Raw genomic sequence first — 21,920 nt, 5'->3', positions numbered from 1 at the left:
ACAGTTTCAATGGAAAATCAACTATTATTGTATATTCCACGATTTATTTCTCGCTCTTTTCGCAGCATTTCTTGAATTTGTGTCGGTGAAATGACCGGAATCGCCCCTTGTTCAATTAAAGCATTCGGCCCTTCATGAAGCGGATTTGTAAAAGGACCTGGATAGGCGAAAATCGTACGTCCGTGAGATAGAGCATAGTCGACCGTACTCATCGTTCCACTATTGCGTTCCGCTTCTGTTACGATAATTCCTTCACTCATTCCCGCGATAATGCGATTGCGTTTCGGAAACATCCAACGGCGTGGCTTCATTGATGGCGGATATTCCGAAATGACGAGCTCATGCGTTTTTAAATATTGTTGTAGTGCTCGGTGATGTTTCGGATATGTATTGTACATGCCATGTCCTAAAACTGCAATCGTTCGCACTTTTTGGCGTACCGCTTCTTCATGCGCCATCCGGTCGGCCCCTTGTGCCATCCCTGACACGACGGTATACCGTTCTTCCAATAAAGCTGGCATAATAGTACGAATGCCTTCAGTGCTGTAGGACGTCGCTTTACGCGAACCGACAATCGCGACGAGAGCGGATGTTAATAAGCTTACGTCGCCTTGTGCATAAAGTAAAGCAGGTGGATCAAATGTATGTCGCAAAAGTGGAGGATAGAGCGGATGCGTATATGCGATCACTTGAATATTTGCTGCACGTAATTCGCGCTCATACGCTCTGATTGAAAAGTGATTCGCTCGTTCAATCCATTCTTCCTTCTCTTTCAAAACGAATGGAACGTCCAACCATTCTTTCACTGTTTTTTCTTCATTTTCTGTTGTAGCATACCATTCAAAAAACGGGCGAAAAAATCGATAATCTCGTTGTGTTATATAATGAAGGAACACGATAAATTGCTTGAAATTCATCTCATTTTCTCTCCTTACTTGCCTTATTTTTAGGAACGCAAAATACCCCTCAACCGAGTAGATTGAGGGGTATGTTTTATCGATTAGTGAGTTTTACACTTGTCGTATAAACCTTCTTCTTTTAATACTTTAATTAAAGTTTCACCGATTACTGATGGTGTGTCCGCAACTTGGATACCTGCTGCGTTCATCGCTTTAATTTTTTCAGCTGCTGTACCTTTACCGCCTGAGATGATCGCACCAGCGTGTCCCATACGTTTTCCAGGAGGTGCAGTTTGACCACCGATGAAGCCAACGACTGGTTTCGTCATGTTCGCTTTCACCCATTCAGCTGCTTCTTCTTCCGCTGTTCCACCGATCTCACCGATCATGACAACTGCGTAAGTTTCTGGGTCTTCGTTAAATTCTTTTAAAACGTCGATGAAGTTTGTACCGTTTACTGGATCTCCACCGATACCAACTGCTGTCGTCTGACCGATTCCAGCTTCTGATAATTGGTGAGTTGCTTCATACGTTAATGTACCAGAACGTGATACAACACCTACGTGACCTTTTGTATGAATGTATCCTGGCATGATACCAATTTTACATTCGTCTGCCGTAATAACACCTGGGCAGTTTGGTCCGACTAAGCGTGTATTTTTACCTTCCATGTAACGTTTCACTTTGACCATGTCGAGAACTGGAATGTGCTCTGTAATACAGATTGTCATATCGAGTCCTGCGTCCGTTGCTTCCATGATCGCATCCGCAGCGAATGGAGCTGGTACGTAAATAACTGAAACTGTTGCGCCTGTTGCTTTTACCGCTTCTTCAACTGTGTTGAAAACAGGTACGCCTGCCGCTTCTGTTCCACCTTTACCAGGTGTTACACCACCGACAATTTTTGTTCCGTATTCTAACATTTGCTCTGTGTGGAAAAGAGCAGTAGAACCTGTGATACCTTGTACGATTACTTTTGTATCTTTATTAATATAAATACTCATCAGTTTACCCTGCCTTTCTTACCCTACGAGCTCAACGATTTTTTGTGCACCGTCTGCCATTGTGTCTGCTGGAGTGATTGCAAGTCCAGACTCGTTCAATAATTGCTTACCACGGTCAACGTTTGTACCTTCTAAACGTACGACGAGTGGAACTTGAAGTTGTACTTCTTTCGCTGCTGCGATGACACCTTCAGCAATAACGTCACATTTCATAATTCCACCGAAAATGTTAACGAAGATTCCTTTTACGTTCTCATCTGAAAGGATGATTTTGAATGCTTCTGTAACTTTTTCAGCAGTCGCGCCGCCCCCAACGTCAAGGAAGTTAGCCGGTGAACCGCCGTAATAGTTAATTGTGTCCATCGTCGCCATTGCGAGTCCAGCACCGTTAACCATACATCCGATGTTACCATCTAAAGAAATGTAGCTTAAGTCATACTTAGAAGCTTCGATTTCTTTTTCGTCTTCTTCTGTTAAGTCGCGTAATTCTTGAATGTCTTTATGACGGAAAAGACCGTTCTCGTCGAAGTTAAATTTCGCGTCAAGCGCCATTACTTCGTCTTCTTTCGTTACAACGAGTGGGTTGATTTCAACGATTGAAGCGTCTTTGTCGATGAATACATCGTAAAGACCGAGCATGAATTTCGCTGCTTTGTTTACTAAGTGTGTCGGAATGTTCATGTTGAATGCCATACGACGAGCTTGGAAACCTGTAAGTCCAACAACTGGGTCAATCACTTCTTTGAAGATCTTTTCAGGAGTTGCTTCAGCTACTTCCTCGATGTCCATACCGCCTTCTTCAGAACCCATTAAAACGACTGAGTCTGTCGCACGGTCAACGATCAAGCTAATGTAATATTCTTTCTCGATGTTAGAACCTTCTTCAACGAGCAAACGTTGTACTTCTTTACCTTCTGGTCCTGTTTGTGGCGTTACGAGCACTTTGCCGAGTAATTCTTCAGCGTACCCTTTCACCTCATCTAAAGATTTAGCGATTTTAACACCGCCAGCTTTACCGCGTCCACCTGCGTGAATTTGTGCTTTCACGACATAAACGTCTGTGCTAAGTTTTTTTGCAGCTTCTACAGCCTCTTCAGGTGTAAAAGCAACATGTCCCATTGAAACAGCTACTCCGTAATCACGTAGCAATTGTTTACTTTGGTATTCATGGATATTCATCTTACATCCTCCAATCAAATATATAACATCTGTACTACCAATTATATTGTAATAAAGTTCTGTTGCTTTGTCCACATGAAGCGTTGTAAATTGTCCGTTAAACGAAATTTTTTATTAATTCAGTCTGTTTTTTCTTTCTTTATCGACATTATAAATAAATGCGAACACTTCAGCGACTGCATTATACAGATTTTCCGGGATTGAGTCATTAATATCCAGTTCCCCAAGCAGTTGGACGAGCGTCGGATCCTCTTGAATCGGGACGTCGTGGTCTTTCGCCTTCTGCAAAATGTTATCCGCGACTTGCCCTTTTCCTTTCGCGACGACGACGGGAGCTGTTGTAGTGTCCAAATCATATTTTAGTGCTACAGCTTCTTTTCTTAGCTCTTTGTTCGTCATATTCGAATATCCACTCCTGAACGTTTTGGTTGTTGTGCAAACGACTGTTTTTTCGGTTTGGGAGCGTGGCGTTCTTCAATTGTTTTGAAAAATAGCCCTGACAATTTATAACGATGTTCTTCTAAACCTTCTTTTAAACGCTCTTCAAATTGTGTTGATAATTGCTGTAAATGAGGCGTTTCATTGAAAATCGTCAAGGTGACAATCCGGTTTTGCACTTGCATATCGACGATTGTTTCTTTCAATGTTTCTAATTTTAAATAAAATAAAATGCGGGCGTAGTTTTCATCGATTTTGCCATCGTCATCCATTTTGCCTGACCATTGCAGCGTCGCATCGATTTTTTTACCTAAAAAGTCGAGCGGGACGTTCATGATGATTTGTTGTTGGAGTGACTGCTCTTGACTCGTTTGAATGATCGGCGCATTCATGCGGGCGACGAGTTGTTCAACCGCTTCTTTCGTTTGCGGTGTGAGCGCTTCGCTTTGCAATAGTTGAATGAGTTGTGGTTTCAACTGTTGTGTCAGTTGCGCGAGATGCTCTGGTGTCGCTCTCGGAATTTGACTTTCATAGTTGAGGCCGAGTTGTTGAATCGTCTGTTTCAACACTTGTTTGATCGCTTCCCCGTCAAGCTGTTGCATAAGATTCGCTTCTGCTCGCGCTTGCGCCCCTGGTTCTTGCATTAGTTGAACGAGGCGCTCCATCACTTGCGGTGGGATTCGTTCTGCTGTTGCGAGTTGTTCGGTCGATGTTGTGAGCGGTGCCGTTTGTTTCAAAGCATGTGCTTCTTGCGTTAATGTTTGAATCATTTGTTGAACGATTTGTTGTGGCCCGGTCGGAATTGTATTACTTTGCGACGTGCTTTGAGATACATTTTCTTGAGTGACCCCTTGCGTAGCACTCGTTTGTGCTGTTAAAGCGTTGATCGCTCTTTGCAGTTGAGCGCTCAATTGTTCAACTGTCGCCGGTTGCAATGTCGTCATTTGCGGAAGTTGTTGCGCAAGTTGTGTCAGTTGCGCTGGGCGTTCGGCAAGTGGTGACGCTAATATTTGTTGTAACGCTTTCGTCAGTTGTTGCACTTGATGAATTTGAGCGTCCGTCCCTTTCGCAGCGAGTTGCGTTAGCTGTTCTCCCGTCGGTGTTTGAACGATGCGTGCAATGACGTCATTCATTAAGATGCGCGTCATCGGTGTTTCTTGTTTCGTCATCAGTTGTTGGAGCGCATCTTGTTGGACGACGGATTGCGCTCCTTGCTGAATCGGTGTCGAGATGCGATTGAACACTTCGGCGAGCTGTTGTTTCATCGCTTCTGGAATTTTAGCATCTTGCATAATGAGCGTCATCGCTTGTTGGAGAGGCGCTTGTAAAGGCTCACGGTTCATGACCGCAATGAAGCTGCGAACATTGCTTTCTGTAATCGGCAACTGCAATTGATTTAATTGCGCGACCGCCCGGACGACTTGCTCTGCTTTTCCTTGGGGCATCGCTTTTAAAATTTGTTCCGCTTGCACGAGTTGTTCGCGCGTGAGCGGTACTTTTTGGTCGAGCATTTGTCGTACGATTTGTTGCATTTCTTTCGATTGTGGAAGTTTCAAATTTTGCATCAGTTGTTGTAAAGATTGTTTCGGATCGGAAGAGAGTGGTTCAGAAATGACGCGCAATTGCAGTTCTGGCTCTGTTTTCACTACTTGGAAATAATGACTATCTCCCGCTTTCATCGGCACTTCTAATTTCGCCACCATTTCTTGTTGGCCGATTTGAATTTGCGCCGTTTGATTCGGGAATAACTGTGAGATTTTGCCGTGAAACACTTGTCCTTCGCGCATCGCAAGTGGCTGACGTTCTACCGTATTCGTTTGGGCCGTCATTTGTGCTTGTATTTGCATCTCTGTCATCCTTTCATTTCATCATCGAGCGAATCGGTTCGAATGTCCGACGATGCTCGTCTATAATGCCATGTTCACGTATCGCTTCTAAATGTTGTGCCGTTCCATATCCAGCGTGTTGGGCGAAACCGTACATCGGATAACGTTCGTCTAATTCATCCATATACGCATCACGCGCCGTTTTCGCTAAAATAGAAGCCGCTGCGATCGCTAAGCTTTGCGCATCGCCTTTCACGATCGGTGTCGTCGGAACATTCATTTGCTGTAAAGGCATCGCATCGGTCAGTACGTGATCAGGGGTTGTTTGTAATTGTTCAATCGCACGCATCATCGAATCAGACGTTGCACGATAAATATTTAAGTCATCGATTTGTTCACGCGTTGAAAAGTCAATCGTATAGTCGAGTGCATGTTCCTTAATGAGTTCCGCAAGTCGAGTGCGCGCTTCTTTCGAAAGCGCTTTTGAATCATCCACTTGCACGAGTGCCTCACGCGCCGTGGCATCGAGAACGACAGCTGCCGTCACGACAGGACCAGCGAGCGGCCCTCTCCCCGCTTCATCGACACCTGCAACAAATTTGCCATAAGCATCATCGAAGGCGCATTTACGTTCAAATGCCGCATACGCTTCTCTCTCTTTCGCGATGCGACGATCATACGTACGCAACGCTTGTTGAACTCCTTTTCTAGCATCTTCACGATAACGTGCGAGTTCCTCTTCTGTCAGTTCATGTTGTAAACGTTGTTTAATTTGTTGAATCGTTTCTTTTGTCATACGCTTGCACTCCTTATACAGAGTATATCGTCTTTTTCCTCGTATTCTCCAACAGAACGGTTGAAATATACGAAATAAAAAAGCATCCTATCGTCGCAAATAGATAGGATGCTGCGCTTCATTCTGTTTCTTCATCAAATGTGTCAAATGTTAGTTTACCGAGTTCTCCTTGACGAACGTCTTGAACGATTATTTCAGCGACTTTACTGTAATCGATGTCGCCTCCACGTTCGTATGCACCGCGTAATTTTCCGATTTCGTCGAACGTCTCGACAATCTCATCGTGTAATGTCGCGAAGCCGTAACGTGCTTCTAAACGTTCTGGATAGTGCTCAGCAATGTAGCGTAAGCCGTAAATCGCTACATCGTCTAGGCTGAGTACTTGATCTTTAATCGCACCCGTTAACGCTAATTTATAACCTGCTTCTTTATCTTCGAATTTCGGCCATAAAATACCTGGTGTATCTAAAAGCTCAAGCTCTTTGCCGACTTTGATCCATTGTTGCGCTTTCGTCACGCCTGGTTTATTGCCTGTTTTCGCAATGTTTTTGCGTGCGAAGCGATTGATGAGCGTCGATTTCCCGACGTTCGGAATGCCGACGACCATCGCGCGAATTGCACGTGGACGAATCCCTTTCGCCTGCATCTTTTCAAACTTTTCTTTCAAAACGAAGCGACTCGCTTTCAAGACGTCTTGCAATCCTTCATTTTGGAAAGAGTTGATTGCGACTGCTTGGACGCCTTGCTGTTCGTAATGGCGAATCCAACGTTCCGTCCAACGCGGGTCAGCTAAATCACGCTTGTTGAGCAACACGATGCGCGGTTTTTCACCGAGCACTTCATCGATCATCGGATTGCGTGATGATTGAGGTAAACGTGCGTCGACTAATTCAAATACGATATCGACTAATTTTAACTGTTCGGACACTTCGCGACGCGCTTTCGCCATATGTCCTGGAAACCATTGAATCGTCATTGTTTTTCCCTCACTTTACAATTCCTACGTGCGACATCGGCCAAAAGCGAACGCTCGCTGTGCCGACGAATTCATCTAGCGGAATAAATCCGACATCGTAGTGACGTGAATCATTGCTGCGACGTCTATTATCTCCTAAGACGAATAAATGACCTTCTGGCACGACATCTACTTCTAACTTTTGTTCTAAGGTGAAATCTTCTGTAAATGGCGTATCGTATTCCGCTTTATACGCTTCTAAATACGGTTCATCAATCGGTTCACCGTCAATGTACAATTGATCGTCCTCGTAAGCGACCGTTTCGCCAGGAAGTCCAATCACTCGTTTAATATAGTCACTGCCGTCTGGTGCATGAAAAATAACGATATCGAAACGTTTTGGATCGGATACTTTATAATTTAATTTATTGACGAACATGCGATCACCGTGTTCTAGCGTCGGCATCATTGACACACCGTCGACGATAATTGCAGATACGACATATGTTTTTACGACAAAAGCAATTAACAATGCGATGACAATTGCTTTCACCCATTCAAAAAATTCATTTTTCGGTTTTTCTTGTTGTTCTACTTCCATTTCATCACCATCCTGTCCGATTCCTCATCTGCGTAGTTCATTCATTCAACCTAGTTGATTATACTACAACCAATTCGCTCCGCCAAACGTTTCTATTTGTTTAGCGCTTGGAAGAGACGAGGTTTTGCATACTTTGAAGCGGCCAATATTTTACGAGTGCTCGGCCACCTATTAAATCTTTATGTATTAATCCAAATTCGCGTGAGTCTGTACTATTTAACCGATTATCGCCTAGGACAAAATAATGTTCTGGTGGAATCCGGTGTGGATATACGTAATTCACACTCGGCCAATCGTGTAAATAGTCTTTCTTTAAGTAAGATTCCTCCATAGGTTCGCCATTAACATACAATTGATTATGTATAATATAAACCGTATCGCCAGGTAAGCCGATGATGCGCTTCACATACCAGTCTTCTTCAGTCGCTTGAAAGATAACGATATCCGAACGTTCATAGTTTTCCGCTTTCGCCACGAGCAAGCGATCTCCTGTATGTAATGTCGGCTCCATCGATTCTCCGTTAACGACAGTCGATTGCATAATGAAAGAGCGTATTAATATGCTACATGCAACGACGATAATGATAAATCGAAAAATATTGTTCATTTCTCCACGATGACGTTCTTCTGCATATAAACTTCCATATGGCAATCTTCCCACCTCTTTCTAGCACTATAGAAAAACAGCAGACGCCGTTTGCACGATGTCTGCTGTTTCAATAGTTGTCGATTAGCGACGCTCAGTAATACGAGCTGCTTTACCGCGAAGGTTACGTAAGTAGTATAATTTCGCGCGACGTACTTTACCACGGCGTGTCACTTCAATTTGAGCAAGCTTTGGTGTGTGTACAGGGAATGTACGCTCAACACCTACACCGTTTGAAATTTTACGAACAGTGAATGTTTCAGAAATGCCGCCACCGCGACGTTTAATAACAACACCTTCGAAAATTTGGATACGTTCACGTGTACCTTCAACGATTTTAACGTGTAAACGTACTGAGTCTCCCGCACGGAAATCTGGGTGATCTGTGCGTAATTGGTCTTTTGTAATATCTGCGAGTAATTGTTGCATGTATAATCTCTCCTATTTCCTCCGACGCTCTTACACGTGAAATCTTGTAGCGGAACATCAGGTAATATGCACTTTCACATAAAAGTACATTTTTGAATATACCATAATTATTACTTTTCTTCAAGCTCTTTTTTTATTTGTTGTAACATTTCACGATCTCGTTTTGTGAGCGGATATGTTTCGAGTAAATCAGGGCGACGTTTGTACGTGCGCTTTAAAGACTCGTATTGACGCCACTCGGCTATTTTCGCATGGTTTCCTGACAACAGTACGTCTGGAACGCGGAGCCCTCTAAAGTCCGCTGGGCGCGTGTAGTGCGGATACTCTAACAATCCCGTCGAAAAAGAATCGTCCTCGTGGCTTTCTCGCTTGCCGATCGCATCTGGAAGTAAACGGACGACGCTGTCTGCGATCGTCATCGCTGCGAGCTCTCCCCCCGTTAAGACGAAATCACCGAGCGAGAGTTCATCTGTGACGAGATGCTCACGAATGCGTTCGTCGTACCCTTCATAGTGGCCACAGATGAAGACGAGCTCCTCTTCTTGCGATAACTCTTCCGCTTTCGCTTGCGTAAAGCGCTCTCCTTGTGGGCACATTAAAATGACGCGACGCTTTTTTTCTGTTTTTGTTACCGCGTCGACCGCATCGAATAATGGCTGTGGTTGCAATACCATACCTGCGCCACCTCCGTACGGATAATCGTCGACTTTTTTATGTTTGTTTTCCGTATACTCACGAAAATCGGTCACTGAAAATTCGACCGCACCTTGTTCTTGTGCTTTTTTCATAATCGACGCTTCTAAAATGCCCGGAAACATTTCAGGGAACAACGTTAAAAAATGAATGTGCATTTAATTTAACAATCCTTCCATCACTTCGATGACGACTTTTTTCTGTTCGATGTCGACTGATTTCACGACGTCGTCAATGTACGGAATGTAATGCATTTTCCCTTTCGCATCTTGCACTTCCCATACGTCATTTGCACCCGTTAAAACGACTTGTGTAATTTCACCGATCGCTTCGCCTTCTGTCGATTCGACGTGGCAACCGATAATTTCGAAATGGTAGTATTCGCCTTCTGGGAGCGGTTGTAAATATTCTACTGACACTTTCAAAATCGAATCGCGGTATTGCTCGACATCGTTAATGTTCGGGTGTCCTTCAAACGTTAAAAGATCGAAGTTTTTATGCTTGCGATGACTCGCTACTGTCACATGAATCGGCGTTTTGCTTTTCTTTTTAAAGATGGCGAGTTTCGATCCTACTTTATAACGCTCTTCCGGGAAGTCCGTGCGGCTAATGACGCGCACTTCTCCGCGTATTCCATGTGTATTGACAATTTTACCTACGTTTAACCAATCCATCTGTCCACCTCAACTAATTCATTTTTTATCATTTTACAAGATTGTCGCTCAAAGTTAAACCTCTACGAGTGAGGAGTTTATCATTCATTGGACAAAAAAAGAAGAACAGCAGGAGCTATTCTTCTAAGAATCAATAATATCAAGGTATACTTTCTTGTCATATTCATTTCGTGATGCAGAATAAACGAGCGTCCGAATCGCTTTCGCCACACGTCCTTGCTTTCCGATAATCTTTCCCATATCGTCCGGAGCGACAGATAGTTTGAAGACGATCTTCTCTTCTCTTGCGTCCTTATTGATTTGGATTTGATCGGGAGCGTCGACGAGCGGTTCAATTATGGTACGAATAAGTTGCTCCATGTATACCTCTCCTCAATTATTTATTGTTTTTTGCGTTATGGAATTTTTCCATAATGCCTTGGCTTGAGAACAAGTTGCGTACTGTATCAGATGGTTGTGCACCTTTTGCTAACCATGCTAAAGCTAACTCTTCGTCAATTTTGAGTTCAGCTGGTTGCGTAAGTGGGTTATACGTTCCAACTGTTTCGATTTGACGACCGTCACGTGGTGAACGTGAGTCTGCTACTACGATACGATAGAAAGGAGTTTTCTTAGCTCCCATACGTTTTAAACGAATTTTAACTGCCATTTTGATTTACACCTCCGAATAGTTTCACACAAGTAATTATATTAGCAAGTGTTTCATTGTTTGTAAAGTGTTTTTTCTTAACACCTACAAATTTATTTGAAAAACTGGTCGAAACTCGGCATTTTCATCTTCTTTTTCCCTTTGCCTGCCATTCCTGACATTTGTTTCACCATTTTTTTCATATCTTCAAATTGTTTCAGTAGACGGTTCACTTGTGAAATCGTCGTTCCTGAACCTGCTGCGACACGTTTTTTACGGCTCGCATTCATCTTTTCAGGGAATGTGCGCTCTTCAGGAGTCATCGAGCGGATGATCGCCTCGATTTGACCCATCTGTTTTTCATCGACTTGCGCATTTTCCAAGCCTTTCATTTTGTTCATGCCTGGGATCATTTTTAACAATTCATCGAGTGGACCCATTTTTTTCACTTGGTCCATTTGATCGAGGAAGTCATCCAATGTGAACGTTTGGTTCATAAATTTGTCTTCGAGCTCTTTCGCTTTCTCTTCATCGACGTTCGCTTGCGCTTTTTCGATCAAGCTCATGACGTCGCCCATGCCGAGAATACGAGAAGCCATACGTTCTGGATGGAACGGCTCAAGCGCGTCCATCTTTTCACCCATCCCGACAAATTTAATCGGTTTGCCCGTCACTTCTCGAATAGAAAGTGCCGCACCACCGCGTGTGTCTCCGTCTAATTTCGTTAACACAACACCCGTAACGCCGAGTGCGTCATCGAAACTTTTCGCGACGTTGACCGCATCTTGCCCTGTCATCGCATCGACGACTAAGAAAATTTCGTCCGGTTGTGCGAGTTCTTTAATGTCGACGAGCTCTTGCATTAAGTTTTCATCGACGTGAAGTCGACCCGCCGTATCGATCATGACGACGTCTTGATGTTCTTCTTTCGCATGTTCAATCGCTTGACGTGCGATTTCGACAGGGGATACGTCCGTCCCTAGTGAAAATACCGGCATGTCAATTTGCTTACCGAGCGTTTCTAACTGTTGAATCGCCGCTGGACGGTAAACGTCTGCTGCGACGAGTAACGGTTTACGGTTATGCTTTTTGCGGAGGACGGTTGCGAGTTTCCCCGTCGTCGTCGTTTTCCCCGCCCCTTGAAGACCGACCATCATAATGACAGTAGGTGGTTTGCGTGAAAATTGAATCGGGTTTTGTTCGCCACCCATCAACTCCGTCAATTCATCTTTAACGATTTTAACGACTTGTTGACCTGGCGTTAAACTTTTCATTACATCTTGCCCAATTGCTCGTTCGCCCACTGTTTTGACGAACTTTTTTACTACTTTTAAGTTGACGTCTGCTTCGATTAAGGCGAAACGAACTTCACGCATCATTTCTTTAACGTCTTGTTCCGTGATCTTTCCTTTACCTGTAATCTTTTGCATCGTCGCTTGTAGCCTTTCAGCTAAGCCTTGGAATGCCATGGATGATCCTCCTATTCATATTCTTTTAACGTGTGGAGGAGCGCTGTAATACGCTCCTTATCCATCACTTGTAGTTGCTCTTCTAACTGCTGAATGATTTCCATGCGCTGTTGAAATTTTTCAAACAGTTTTAGCTTTTCTTCGTATTGTTCGAGCATCGCTTCTGTCCGCTTCACATTGTCGTACACTGCTTGGCGTGACACTTCATGCTCTTCCGCTATTTCACCGAGTGAATAGTCGTCTAAATAATAAGCTTGCATGTATGCGCGCTGCTTATCCGTTAGTAAAGAATGATAAAAATCATATAAAAAGTTGACACGTGTCGTTCGTTCTAACAATATACTCACTCTTTTCTCAATACCGTTTATCGTAAGCTGTAACGATGTGTCTGTCAAGTACTTTTACTTGTCTTCTGATTCCATTTCCATTTCGAGCCCGTCTGCGAATAAACCGTAGACGTATTTATCTGGATCGAACGGTTGTAAATCGTCAATGCCTTCTCCGAGTCCGACAAATTTCACCGGGATGTTCATCTTTTTGCGGATCGCTAACACGATTCCACCTTTTGCTGTACCGTCTAATTTCGTTAAGACGATTCCTGTTACGTCCGTCGCTTCTTTAAATGTTTCAGCTTGAACGAGCGCGTTTTGACCTGTCGTCGCATCGAGTGCAAGCAATACTTCGTGAGGGGCGCCTGGAAGTTCACGACCGATGACGCGGTGAATTTTTTCAAGTTCTGTCATTAAGTTCACTTTATTTTGCAAACGTCCTGCTGTATCACAAATGAGCACGTCCACTTTGCGTTTTTTCGCCGCTTGAATCGCATCGAACATGACCGCTGCAGGATCTGACCCTTCCGCTTGGCGGATGACTTCAACTCCCGCACGCTCGCCCCAGACGACGAGTTGGTCGATTGCTCCTGCACGGAACGTATCTCCCGCTGCGAGCATGACCGTCTTGCCTTCTTTTTGGAAACGTGATGCGAGCTTCCCGATCGTCGTCGTTTTTCCGACGCCGTTTACTCCGACCATTAAAATGACAGTCGTCTCGCCTTCTGGCTGCATGTTGAGAGACATATCTTCGTCATCTCCTGCAGCGTTATAAATGTCGACGAGTTTTTCCGAAATGAGCGATTGCATGCCTGATGTATCTTTAATATTTTGGCGCTTCACTTCCATTTCGAGTTCGTCGATCAATTCCATCACCGTTTCGAACCCGACGTCCGCTTGTAGTAATACTTCTTCGAGTTCTTCGAAAAACTCTTCGTCCACTTCTCTAAACTGTGCGACGAGATCGTTAATTTTCGATGTGAAGCTGTCGCGCGTTTTCGCTAATCCGAGTTTAAATTTACCGAAGAGCGACACTTCTTCTTCCACTTCTTCTTTTTTCTCTTCTGGCACATCTTCTAAAATAGCGTCAAGCATCGTCGTTTCGGCAGGTTCTTCTTGTTCTTCTACCACTTCCACAACTTCTTCGACGATTTCTTGTTCAACCGCTCGTTCTTCCTGTTGTTCAAGTTCCGGTTCTTCCTCTACGACAACATCTTCAACTACTTGTTCTTCTGTCGTCTCAGGAGCTCCTGTTAATTTTTGTTTTAATTTTTTAAACCATGACATCGTTCTGCCTCCATTATGTTAATCCTATTTTCTCTTCTACTTCTGATAATTGTACCGATAACATTGTCGATACGCCTGCTTCTTCCATCGTGACGCCGTATAAGACGTCCGCTCCTTCCATTGTCCCTTTCCGATGTGTAATGACGATAAATTGCGTCGATGTTGAGAAATGTTTCAAATAATCACTATAGCGTAAAACGTTCACTTCATCGAGTGCCGCTTCCACTTCGTCTAAAATACAAAACGGCACGGGACGCGCTTCGATTAAAGCGAAAAGTAATGTAATCGCCGTTAACGCACGTTCTCCTCCGGATAGCAAACTTAAATTTTGCAGTTTTTTCCCCGGTGGTCGCGCGACCATATCGACGCCTGTTTCGAGTAAATTGTTCGGGTCTGTCAATTTTAAATCCGCTTCTCCACCACCGAACATTTTCGTGAATATGTCTTGAAAATGGTGACGGATCGCACGGAATGTGACGATGAAACGTTGTTCTACTTCTTCATCCATCTCTTCCATCGCATCTTGGAGCGTAATTTTCGCCTCGATTAAATCGGTTCGTTGCTCCGATAAGAACGTATGACGTTCGAGCACTTCTTCGTATTGTTCGATCGTCGATGGGTCGACAGGACCGATTTGCTTTCGTTCCTCTTTCATCTTCGCTAATCGTTCACGCGAATCATCGATCGATTCGATTTCAGGACATTGTTCAATCCGTCCGTAAATACCGTATTTCGTTTGTAATTGTTCCACTAACGCACGCAAAGTCGTTTCGATTTTTGCGAGCGCTACTTTCGTTTCCGTCACTCGTTGTTCCGTTTCTGTTAATTGATGCTGACGTCGCGCTCGTCCTTCTTCAAGTTGACGCAATCCATCCGACGTATGTCGCTGTTGTTCTTGAAGGTCTGTTAACGCTCGTTGCGCCGCATTTAAATCGTCTGTCGTCTGCTGTAAATGTTGTTCAATTTCTTCGCTCGTAAACTGCTCGAGTTCATCATTTTCAATGAGCGTTAATTCTGACTCCACTTTTTCAGCTGCTTTTCGAACGTTCGTCCACTCTTTTTGGACGCGTTGTAATTGTTGACGAACCGATTGTAACTTTTCTTCAGACAGTTCACACGTTGAACGAGCGGTGTAATATTGCTCCGTTAATGCCGTATGTTCCGTGCGTCGCTCCGTGAGCAATTGCGTCTGTCTATATATTTCTTCTTTCATTTCTTCAATCGTCTTTTGAAGCTTTTCATGTTCCGATTGGAGCTTTTCCCGTTGTTCCGTCATCGCCGTCACTGAAGCGGTCGTTTCTTTCAGCTGCATCTCGTACTGTTCATAGTTTGCGACGTGTTGGTCTTTTTGAGCTTTACAATTTAAACGTTCGATTTCTAACGTTCGGTTTTCTGCGCTCAATTTCTCATAGTGCGCTCGTTCTCGTTGCGCTTGTTCAAACGCTGCATTCGTTTGGCGCTTCGTCACTTCCATATGACGCTCCGCTTCTTCGATATCACGTTGAAGTTGAGCAACACGTTTTCGTGTCGCATGAAGTTCTTCTTTTTGCATGAAAGGAGACGGTCGTCCTTTTCCGCGTCCTCCTGTGAGAGAACCGCCGCTATTAACGACGTCGCCATCCAATGTAACAACGCGATAACGATAATTGAGACGTTTCGCAATCGCCGTCGCGCCGTCCAATGTTTCGGCGACGAGTGTGCGACCTAAAATCGACTGGATAATCGCTTCGTAAGATGACGCATAACGAACGAGTTCAGATGCTACTCCGACATATTCCGGCATTTGTTGGACCGCTTGTAAGTCGCTCGGCGATACAGAACGCCCCCGAATCGTCGACATCGGTAAAAATGTCGCTCGACCTAATGTGCGCTCTTTTAAATAGCGAATCGCTGCTTTGGCGCTCGCTTCATCCGCTGTGACAATTTGTTGACTCGTCGCTCCGAGAGCTGTTTCGATTGCTTTTACGACGCGCTCTTCTTGAGCTTCTACTAATTGCGATACCGCTCCGTGAATTCCTTTGAGCGCTTGGCGGTTCGATGCTTTTAACACTTCTTGAACGCTCGATGTATAACTTTTGAACTGCTGTTCGATACTTTCTAACACTTGCAGACGGCTGCGCCATTCAATGACGCGCTCGGACGCTTCTTTCACGAGCTGTTCTTGCATCGCTAGTTTTTTACGATTGTCTTCGTACATCGCCGTTAATTGTTCCAATTGTTCTTTCGCTTGTATTCGTGCGCTTTCATTTTGTTTCCACGCTTCATCAAGCTTGTCGTATTGGATGATCGCTTCTTCTTGACGACGTTTTAACTGTTCAGCTTTCGCATCGTTCGTCGTGCGCATTTTTTGCGTCGTCAATTGTTGTTCCGCATGTTTTAAATCGTTGCGAATCGTCGCCTCTTCGTTTAAACGGTCGATATAGACCGACTTTAATTGTTCGAGTTGTTGTTCGAGTTCATCGATTGGCGTATCGAGTGCGCGTTCGAGCTGTTCTACTCGTTCTTGTTGTTGTTTCGCCTGCTGTTCGAGTTGTTGCAACTCGCTTTGCAACGTGTCGCGCTCTTCCTCTAACTTTTGTTGTTGTTCTGCTGTCGATTGCACCGTAAATTGCAATTGTTCCACACGTTCTTTTTTATGTTTCGCTTGTTCGTGCGTAAGAAGTTTGCGTCCTTCCCACTTTTCGACCGCCGCTTGCAAGTCCGCAATTTGCTGCTGTATTTGTTCGCGTCGCTCTTGCAATTGATCGCGTGCACCTTGATAGCGCTCTACTTCTTCATGATCTTTTGCGACCGCTTCAGACAATTGTTGTTGCTCGCTTTCAGACTCGACGAGTTGCTTTTCGAGCTGTTCGTACTGTTCCGTCTGATGGAACACGTCATATTGTAAAACGTCGCGGTCTAATTGTGTTAACGCTTCGTCTAAGCGAGCGGCTTTTTTCGCTTTTTCGCTACTGATGCGAAGCGGTTCAAGTTGTTGATTTAATTCATTTAAAATGTCGAGCACGCGTTCAAGATGTTCCGACGTTTTATTTAATTTATTCGTCGCTTCTTCTTTACGCTTACGGTATTTTAAAACGCCTGCCGCTTCGTCAAAAATGAGACGGCGTTCGACAGGACTGCTATTTAATACTTCGTCGACACGACCTTGAGAGATGATGGAGAACGCTGCTTTTCCGACACCGGAGTCAACGAATAGATCGGTAATATCTTTCAAGCGGCACCTTTCATTATTTAAATAAAACGTGCTATCTCCGCTCCGTGTCACTTTACGCGTCACTTTCACTTCGCTATACGAGATTGGAAATTGTCCTGACGTATTATCGAGGACGAGTGACACTTCCGCCATATTCACTTTTTTTCGCGTATCGCTACCTGAGAAGATGACATCTTCCATTTTCTGTCCGCGTAAAGAACGGACGGATTGCTCTCCTAACACCCAACGAATCGCATCGATAATATTGCTTTTCCCACTACCGTTCGGTCCGACAATCGCTGTGACACCGGGAACAAAATCAATCGTCATTTTATCCGGAAATGATTTGAATCCGATGAGTTCTATCTTTTTTAAAAACATCGCTTACTCCTTCTCATCGTACTGTTCGATCGCTACACGCGCAGCTTCTTGCTCCGCTTCTTTTTTAGAACGGCCCACTCCTGTTCCGATAACCGTTTCATTAATTTTGACGACGATGATGAACTCTTTCGCATGCGCTGGTCCTTTTTCTTCAATAATTTCATATTGTATTGCGCCATGTTCTTTCTGTTGTACTCTTTCTTGCAATTGGCTCTTATAGTCCATCACATGCGAAAAAGTGCCGTCATTAATTTTCGGAAATACGACTTTTTGTAAAATCTGTTCTACTGCGTCCATCCCTTGATCTAAATAAAGAGCACCGATAAATGCTTCGAAGACGTCTGCTAAAAGTGCTGGACGTTCGCGCCCACCTGTCAACTCTTCCCCTTTACCTAATAAAATGTATTGGCTGAAGTTCAGTTCTGCTGAAAATTGAACGAGAGACGGTTCGCAAACGATCGACGCACGTAATTTCGTCAATTCTCCTTCTGACATGTTCGGCTCGTGTTGGTATAAATAACGAGAAACGCCAAGTTCTAATACAGCATCTCCTAAAAACTCTAGACGTTCATTATCTTCATATTTTTTTTGACGATGTTCATTCACATATGATGAATGGGTGAAAGCCGTCATTAACAAACGTTCATTTTGAAATGTGACGTGCAATTCATTTTGTAGTTTTTGAAACTGTTGTTGCACTTTTGCTAAATCTAAGTTTGATTTTTTCGTTCGTTTTTGTTTAGACATTCGATCCATCCTTTCTATTTCCTTGTATCCTGTTTCATTTTACAACTTTCAATGCGGACTTGCAAAAGAAGAAAAAAAGATGTCACACGCTCATGAATCTAATTCATGAGAAGCGACATCTCTTTTTCAATTGCGATTAGTTTACTTGTTCCTCGATATATTTCACTGCGTCGCCGACTGTTGCAATTTTTTCTGCGTCTTCATCAGAAATTTGCATGTCAAACTCATCTTCAAGTTCCATAACGAGTTCTACGACGTCTAAAGAGTCAGCACCTAAATCATCACGGAATGAAGCTGTTTCAGTTACTTTCGCTTCGTCCACGCTCAAACGGTCGACAACTACTTTTGTTACGCGCTCTAATACTGTAGCCATGTTGTCACCTCCTCTCAAAGTATAATGTTTTCGGATTTACATGACCATACCGCCATCGATATGAATCGTCTGTCCCGTAATATAGTTTGCATCATCTGATAGTAAAAATGCAACTGTTTTCGCCACATGTTCCGGTTCGCCGAGGCGTTTGAGCGGAATCATTTGAAGCATGCCTTCTTTCACTTCTTCAGGAAGTGCATCCGTCATATCTGTCGTAATGAATCCAGGCGCGACCGCGTTCACTAAAATGTTGCGGCTCGCGAGTTCTTGAGCTGTCGTTTTCGTCAAGCCGATGACGCCCGCTTTCGCTGCGACATAGTTCGCTTGACCAGGGTTGCCTGCTACGCCTACGATCGATGCGACGTTGACAATTTTACCTGAACGTTGGCGCATCATTTGACGCGTTACCGCTTTCGTACAGACGAAGACTCCTTTTAAGTTGATGTTCATGACATCGTCCCATTCGTCTTCTTTCATGCGCATAAGTAAATTGTCGCGCGTAATTCCTGCGTTATTTACTAAAAAGTCAATTTTGCCGAATTTCGCGATCGTTTCGTCCATCATCGCTTTTACATCTTCTGAATTGGAAACGTCAGCGCGCACTGCGATCGCTTCGCTACCGAGCGCTTCGATTTCAGCGACGACTTCTTGTGCTTTCGCTTCGCTTCCGCTGTAATTGACGACGACTTTCGCGCCTTCTTTCGCTAATGTTTTCGCAATTTCTGCACCGATGCCACGGCTCGCTCCTGTTACGACAGCGACTTTCTCTTCAAATCTCATCATGCTTTCCACTCCTCTACTAATCGCACAGCTTCTTCCATCGTTTCACGATCGGATACGCTCACGACCGTCACATTGCGATCGATTTTGCGCATTAAACCAGCAAGTACTTTTCCAGGGCCGCATTCGATGAAGTGAGTGACGCCTTCTTCATCGATTAAACGGCGCATCGAATCTTCCCAAAGAACAGGAGAGTATAATTGTTCGACGAGTTGTTCTCGAATTTGTTCCCCGTCTGTTACAAGTTGTGCGTTGACATTTGCAACAAGTGGGAATCGTGCAGGACTGAAATCAATTTGCGTCAACGAGGCACGCAATTGGTCCGCTGCTCGCTCCATTAAAGAAGAGTGGAACGGTCCGCTCACCGCAAGCGGCATGACGCGACGAATTCCTTCTTCTTTCAATCGTTCCGATGCGAGTGCGACTCCTTCCGCTGAACCCGAAATGACGATCTGTCCTGGGCAGTTTAAGTTCGCGAGTTGCACAGGTGCTGTTTCGCTCACTTCTTGCGTAATGCGTTCTAACAATTCACGGTCTGCACCGAGCACAGCCGCCATCGCACCTTCCCCGTTCGGCACTGCCTCTTCCATGAAGCGACCTCTCTCGTATACCGCTCGCACGCCGTCTTCGAATGACATGACATTCGCTGCGACGAGCGCTGTATATTCTCCTAAACTATGCCCTGCGACATAATCTGGTGTAACGCCTCGCTGCATTAATTCATTCGCAACGAGTGTCCCGACCGTTAACAGTGCCGGTTGTGTATGATACGTCTCCGTCAACACTTCTTGTGGTCCTTCTTTCATTAATGTCGTCAATGAAAATGGGAGTTGTTCGTCTGCAATTTTTGCGAGTGTTGCGCTCGTTTCATTCGTTTCGATTAAGCTCGTCCCCATACCGACTTGTTGAGCCCCTTGTCCTGGAAAAATAAATGCTAATTTCATGTTGTTACTCCTTCCCTACCGCTTCTTTCATCGTGTTGCTTACGTCGTGCTCCATCATGAGTACCGCTTGGCGAATGGCGTTAAAGATTGCATTCGCATTTGAAGAACCGTGCGCTTTAATGACCGGTTCATTTAAACCGAATAATGCCGCTCCACCGTATTCTGTATAGTCCATTAAACTTTTCATCGAGCGCAAATCATTTTTAATGAGCATCGCCCCAATTTTCGTCTTCGTCGACGACATGAGGACATCTTTTAACGCTGAGAAAATATTGATCGCTGTTCCTTCTAATGTTTTTAACACCATATTGCCCGTGAAGCCGTCTGTCACAACGACGTCCGCTACACCGTTCAACAAGTCGCGCGATTCGACATTTCCGATAAAGTTGATTGGCGCTTCTTTCAGCAAATTATACGTCTCTTTCACGAGCTCGCTTCCTTTACCTTCTTCCGTACCGATGTTGAGTAATCCGACGCGCGGATTGTCGATACCGCGAACGCGTTCTGCATAAACCGCACCCATACGCGCAAATTGATAGAGGTGGTTCGGTTTGCTGTCGGCATTCGCTCCGACGTCTAAAAAGACGAATCCTTTTTTGTCCATCGTTGGAAGTGTTGGCGCGAGCGCTGGACGTTCGACTCCTTTAATACGGCCGACGATAAACAGTCCTGCTGACATGAGCGCTCCTGTATTCCCTGCAGAAAGTACCGCATCCGCTTCACCGTCTTTCACCGATTGCGCTGCGCGTACCATCGAAGCGTCTTTTTTACGACGAATCGCACGTACTGGCTCATCGTCCCCTTCGATCACTTCGGTACAATGGATGACAGTGAGACGCTCATGTTGTTTCACGTAAGGTGCCATTTTTGATTCGTCTCCGTACAGCTGAACGTGCAAGTTCGGATACGCTTCTAATCCTAAATAAACACCCTCTATAATCGATTGCGGGGCATTGTCCCCACCCATTCCATCTACTGCTAATCTCATCATCTTTCAGACCCTTTCCGATCATTCGAACGATACATTTCAAACGTGCCGCGAAAAACAATTTTTTGTTTAACTGTCGACTCGATATCGACGATCGTTCGATTCAGTTCTGTTTTTTCTTTCGCTACTGTTGCGCGCGCGATGACGCGATCTCCGACAGTGACCGGTTGGACGAAATGAATCGTCGCTTTCACCGTAAGCGCGAGATCGTCATTCATCACCGCGACCGCCAATGAATTCGCTTGAGCGAATAAATGGTGACCACGCGCAATTTGATTTCGTTGGAACACATGCTCTTCTTGCACATCAAAAATCGAAATCGCTGTTTTGTCTAACTCTATATTAATAATATCGCCGATCACTTCATCTGTCCCGAGCGATTTCACTTCTTCTTCAAAATTTTGAGTCGCCACTTCTTCCATTCGCTTGCGCAATTCCGGAATGCGGCACTCCATCCGATCGAGGCGAATCGTCTGGACACTGACTGTGAAATGTTCAGCGAGTTCTTCGTCTGTCATGAACGGATTCGTTTTTAACAGACGTTCTAATTCAATTTGACGTTCTCGTTTTCTTAATTTCATCGCCTTGTCCTTTCCGATTAGCACTTGGTACTAAGAACAGTATATAAATTTTCTCGTGACATTGCAATACGTAACTACAA

24 protein-coding genes are annotated in these 21,920 nt (G+C 44.5%); all 24 read right to left on the bottom strand.

What is annotated here, in order from left to right:
* Positions 1-17: 17 nt before the first annotated feature.
* Positions 18-917: a DNA-processing protein DprA gene (dprA, locus tag ACFQ0V_RS05945; protein ID WP_381010926.1), complete on the bottom strand. Its 900-nt coding sequence runs from the start codon at positions 915-917 to the stop codon at positions 18-20.
* Positions 918-1,000: 83 nt separating this feature from the next.
* Positions 1,001-1,903 (bottom strand): succinate--CoA ligase subunit alpha, encoded by a 903-nt coding sequence (gene sucD / locus ACFQ0V_RS05940; RefSeq protein ID WP_381010923.1) that lies wholly within the window; start codon positions 1,901-1,903, stop codon positions 1,001-1,003.
* A gap of 18 nt (positions 1,904-1,921) precedes the next feature.
* Positions 1,922-3,082 (bottom strand): ADP-forming succinate--CoA ligase subunit beta, encoded by a 1,161-nt coding sequence (sucC, locus tag ACFQ0V_RS05935; RefSeq protein ID WP_381010920.1) that lies wholly within the window; start codon positions 3,080-3,082, stop codon positions 1,922-1,924.
* 114 nt (positions 3,083-3,196) lie between these two features.
* Positions 3,197-3,481: an EscU/YscU/HrcU family type III secretion system export apparatus switch protein gene (locus tag ACFQ0V_RS05930; protein WP_381010918.1), complete on the bottom strand. Its 285-nt coding sequence runs from the start codon at positions 3,479-3,481 to the stop codon at positions 3,197-3,199.
* On the bottom strand, positions 3,478-5,367 hold the full coding sequence (locus tag ACFQ0V_RS05925) for a hypothetical protein (RefSeq protein WP_381010915.1): 1,890 nt from the start codon (positions 5,365-5,367) through the stop codon (positions 3,478-3,480). The genes ACFQ0V_RS05930 and ACFQ0V_RS05925 overlap by 4 nt, the downstream gene beginning before the upstream one ends.
* Before the next feature lie 13 nt (positions 5,368-5,380).
* Positions 5,381-6,142, bottom strand: coding sequence for a ribonuclease HII (locus ACFQ0V_RS05920; protein WP_381010912.1), 762 nt, complete (start codon positions 6,140-6,142; stop codon positions 5,381-5,383).
* A gap of 118 nt (positions 6,143-6,260) precedes the next feature.
* Complete coding sequence (ylqF, locus tag ACFQ0V_RS05915; RefSeq protein WP_381010909.1) at positions 6,261-7,118, bottom strand: ribosome biogenesis GTPase YlqF; 858 nt, start codon at positions 7,116-7,118, stop codon at positions 6,261-6,263.
* Positions 7,119-7,128: 10 nt separating this feature from the next.
* A complete protein-coding gene (lepB, locus tag ACFQ0V_RS05910) occupies positions 7,129-7,698 on the bottom strand; it encodes a signal peptidase I (protein WP_381010907.1) in 570 nt (189 codons plus the stop codon).
* 100 nt (positions 7,699-7,798) lie between these two features.
* A complete protein-coding gene (lepB, locus tag ACFQ0V_RS05905; protein WP_381010904.1) occupies positions 7,799-8,350 on the bottom strand; it encodes a signal peptidase I in 552 nt (183 codons plus the stop codon).
* A 78-nt stretch (positions 8,351-8,428) separates the two neighbouring features.
* Positions 8,429-8,773: a 50S ribosomal protein L19 gene (gene rplS / locus ACFQ0V_RS05900; RefSeq protein ID WP_381010902.1), complete on the bottom strand. Its 345-nt coding sequence runs from the start codon at positions 8,771-8,773 to the stop codon at positions 8,429-8,431.
* Positions 8,774-8,883: 110 nt separating this feature from the next.
* On the bottom strand, positions 8,884-9,624 hold the full coding sequence (trmD, locus tag ACFQ0V_RS05895; protein ID WP_381010899.1) for a tRNA (guanosine(37)-N1)-methyltransferase TrmD: 741 nt from the start codon (positions 9,622-9,624) through the stop codon (positions 8,884-8,886).
* A complete protein-coding gene (rimM, locus tag ACFQ0V_RS05890) occupies positions 9,625-10,140 on the bottom strand; it encodes a ribosome maturation factor RimM (protein WP_381010895.1) in 516 nt (171 codons plus the stop codon).
* 123 nt (positions 10,141-10,263) lie between these two features.
* On the bottom strand, positions 10,264-10,500 hold the full coding sequence (locus ACFQ0V_RS05885) for a KH domain-containing protein (protein ID WP_381010893.1): 237 nt from the start codon (positions 10,498-10,500) through the stop codon (positions 10,264-10,266).
* A gap of 16 nt (positions 10,501-10,516) precedes the next feature.
* A complete protein-coding gene (gene rpsP / locus ACFQ0V_RS05880) occupies positions 10,517-10,789 on the bottom strand; it encodes a 30S ribosomal protein S16 (RefSeq protein ID WP_194561387.1) in 273 nt (90 codons plus the stop codon).
* A gap of 92 nt (positions 10,790-10,881) precedes the next feature.
* On the bottom strand, positions 10,882-12,237 hold the full coding sequence (gene ffh, locus ACFQ0V_RS05875) for a signal recognition particle protein (protein WP_381010890.1): 1,356 nt from the start codon (positions 12,235-12,237) through the stop codon (positions 10,882-10,884).
* 11 nt (positions 12,238-12,248) lie between these two features.
* Positions 12,249-12,578, bottom strand: a complete 330-nt coding sequence (locus ACFQ0V_RS05870) for a putative DNA-binding protein (protein WP_194562348.1) — start codon at positions 12,576-12,578, stop codon at positions 12,249-12,251.
* Positions 12,579-12,638: 60 nt separating this feature from the next.
* On the bottom strand, positions 12,639-13,853 hold the full coding sequence (gene ftsY / locus ACFQ0V_RS05865) for a signal recognition particle-docking protein FtsY (RefSeq protein ID WP_381010887.1): 1,215 nt from the start codon (positions 13,851-13,853) through the stop codon (positions 12,639-12,641).
* A gap of 13 nt (positions 13,854-13,866) precedes the next feature.
* Entirely contained in the window at positions 13,867-17,427 is a 3,561-nt protein-coding gene (gene smc, locus ACFQ0V_RS05860; RefSeq protein WP_381010884.1) for a chromosome segregation protein SMC, read from the bottom strand.
* Between the two features lie 3 nt (positions 17,428-17,430).
* On the bottom strand, positions 17,431-18,174 hold the full coding sequence (rnc, locus tag ACFQ0V_RS05855; RefSeq protein ID WP_381010882.1) for a ribonuclease III: 744 nt from the start codon (positions 18,172-18,174) through the stop codon (positions 17,431-17,433).
* 136 nt (positions 18,175-18,310) lie between these two features.
* Positions 18,311-18,547 (bottom strand): acyl carrier protein, encoded by a 237-nt coding sequence (locus ACFQ0V_RS05850; protein WP_194561382.1) that lies wholly within the window; start codon positions 18,545-18,547, stop codon positions 18,311-18,313.
* A gap of 36 nt (positions 18,548-18,583) precedes the next feature.
* Complete coding sequence (fabG, locus tag ACFQ0V_RS05845; RefSeq protein ID WP_381010879.1) at positions 18,584-19,330, bottom strand: 3-oxoacyl-[acyl-carrier-protein] reductase; 747 nt, start codon at positions 19,328-19,330, stop codon at positions 18,584-18,586.
* Positions 19,327-20,271 (bottom strand): ACP S-malonyltransferase, encoded by a 945-nt coding sequence (gene fabD, locus ACFQ0V_RS05840; protein ID WP_381010876.1) that lies wholly within the window; start codon positions 20,269-20,271, stop codon positions 19,327-19,329. The genes fabG and fabD overlap by 4 nt, the downstream gene beginning before the upstream one ends.
* A gap of 4 nt (positions 20,272-20,275) precedes the next feature.
* Positions 20,276-21,259 carry a phosphate acyltransferase PlsX gene (plsX, locus tag ACFQ0V_RS05835; protein ID WP_381011864.1) on the bottom strand — a complete coding sequence of 328 codons (984 nt, stop codon included), beginning with the start codon at positions 21,257-21,259 and terminating at the stop codon, positions 20,276-20,278.
* Positions 21,259-21,840 (bottom strand): transcription factor FapR, encoded by a 582-nt coding sequence (gene fapR / locus ACFQ0V_RS05830; RefSeq protein WP_381010873.1) that lies wholly within the window; start codon positions 21,838-21,840, stop codon positions 21,259-21,261. Before fapR ends, plsX begins: the two co-directional genes overlap by 1 nt.
* Positions 21,841-21,920 lie beyond the last annotated feature (80 nt).

Source organism: Savagea faecisuis, assembly GCF_042675605.1.
GTDB classification, from domain to species: domain Bacteria; phylum Bacillota; class Bacilli; order Bacillales_A; family Planococcaceae; genus Savagea; species Savagea faecisuis.
This window is presented reverse-complemented; position numbering and strand designations above follow the sequence as displayed.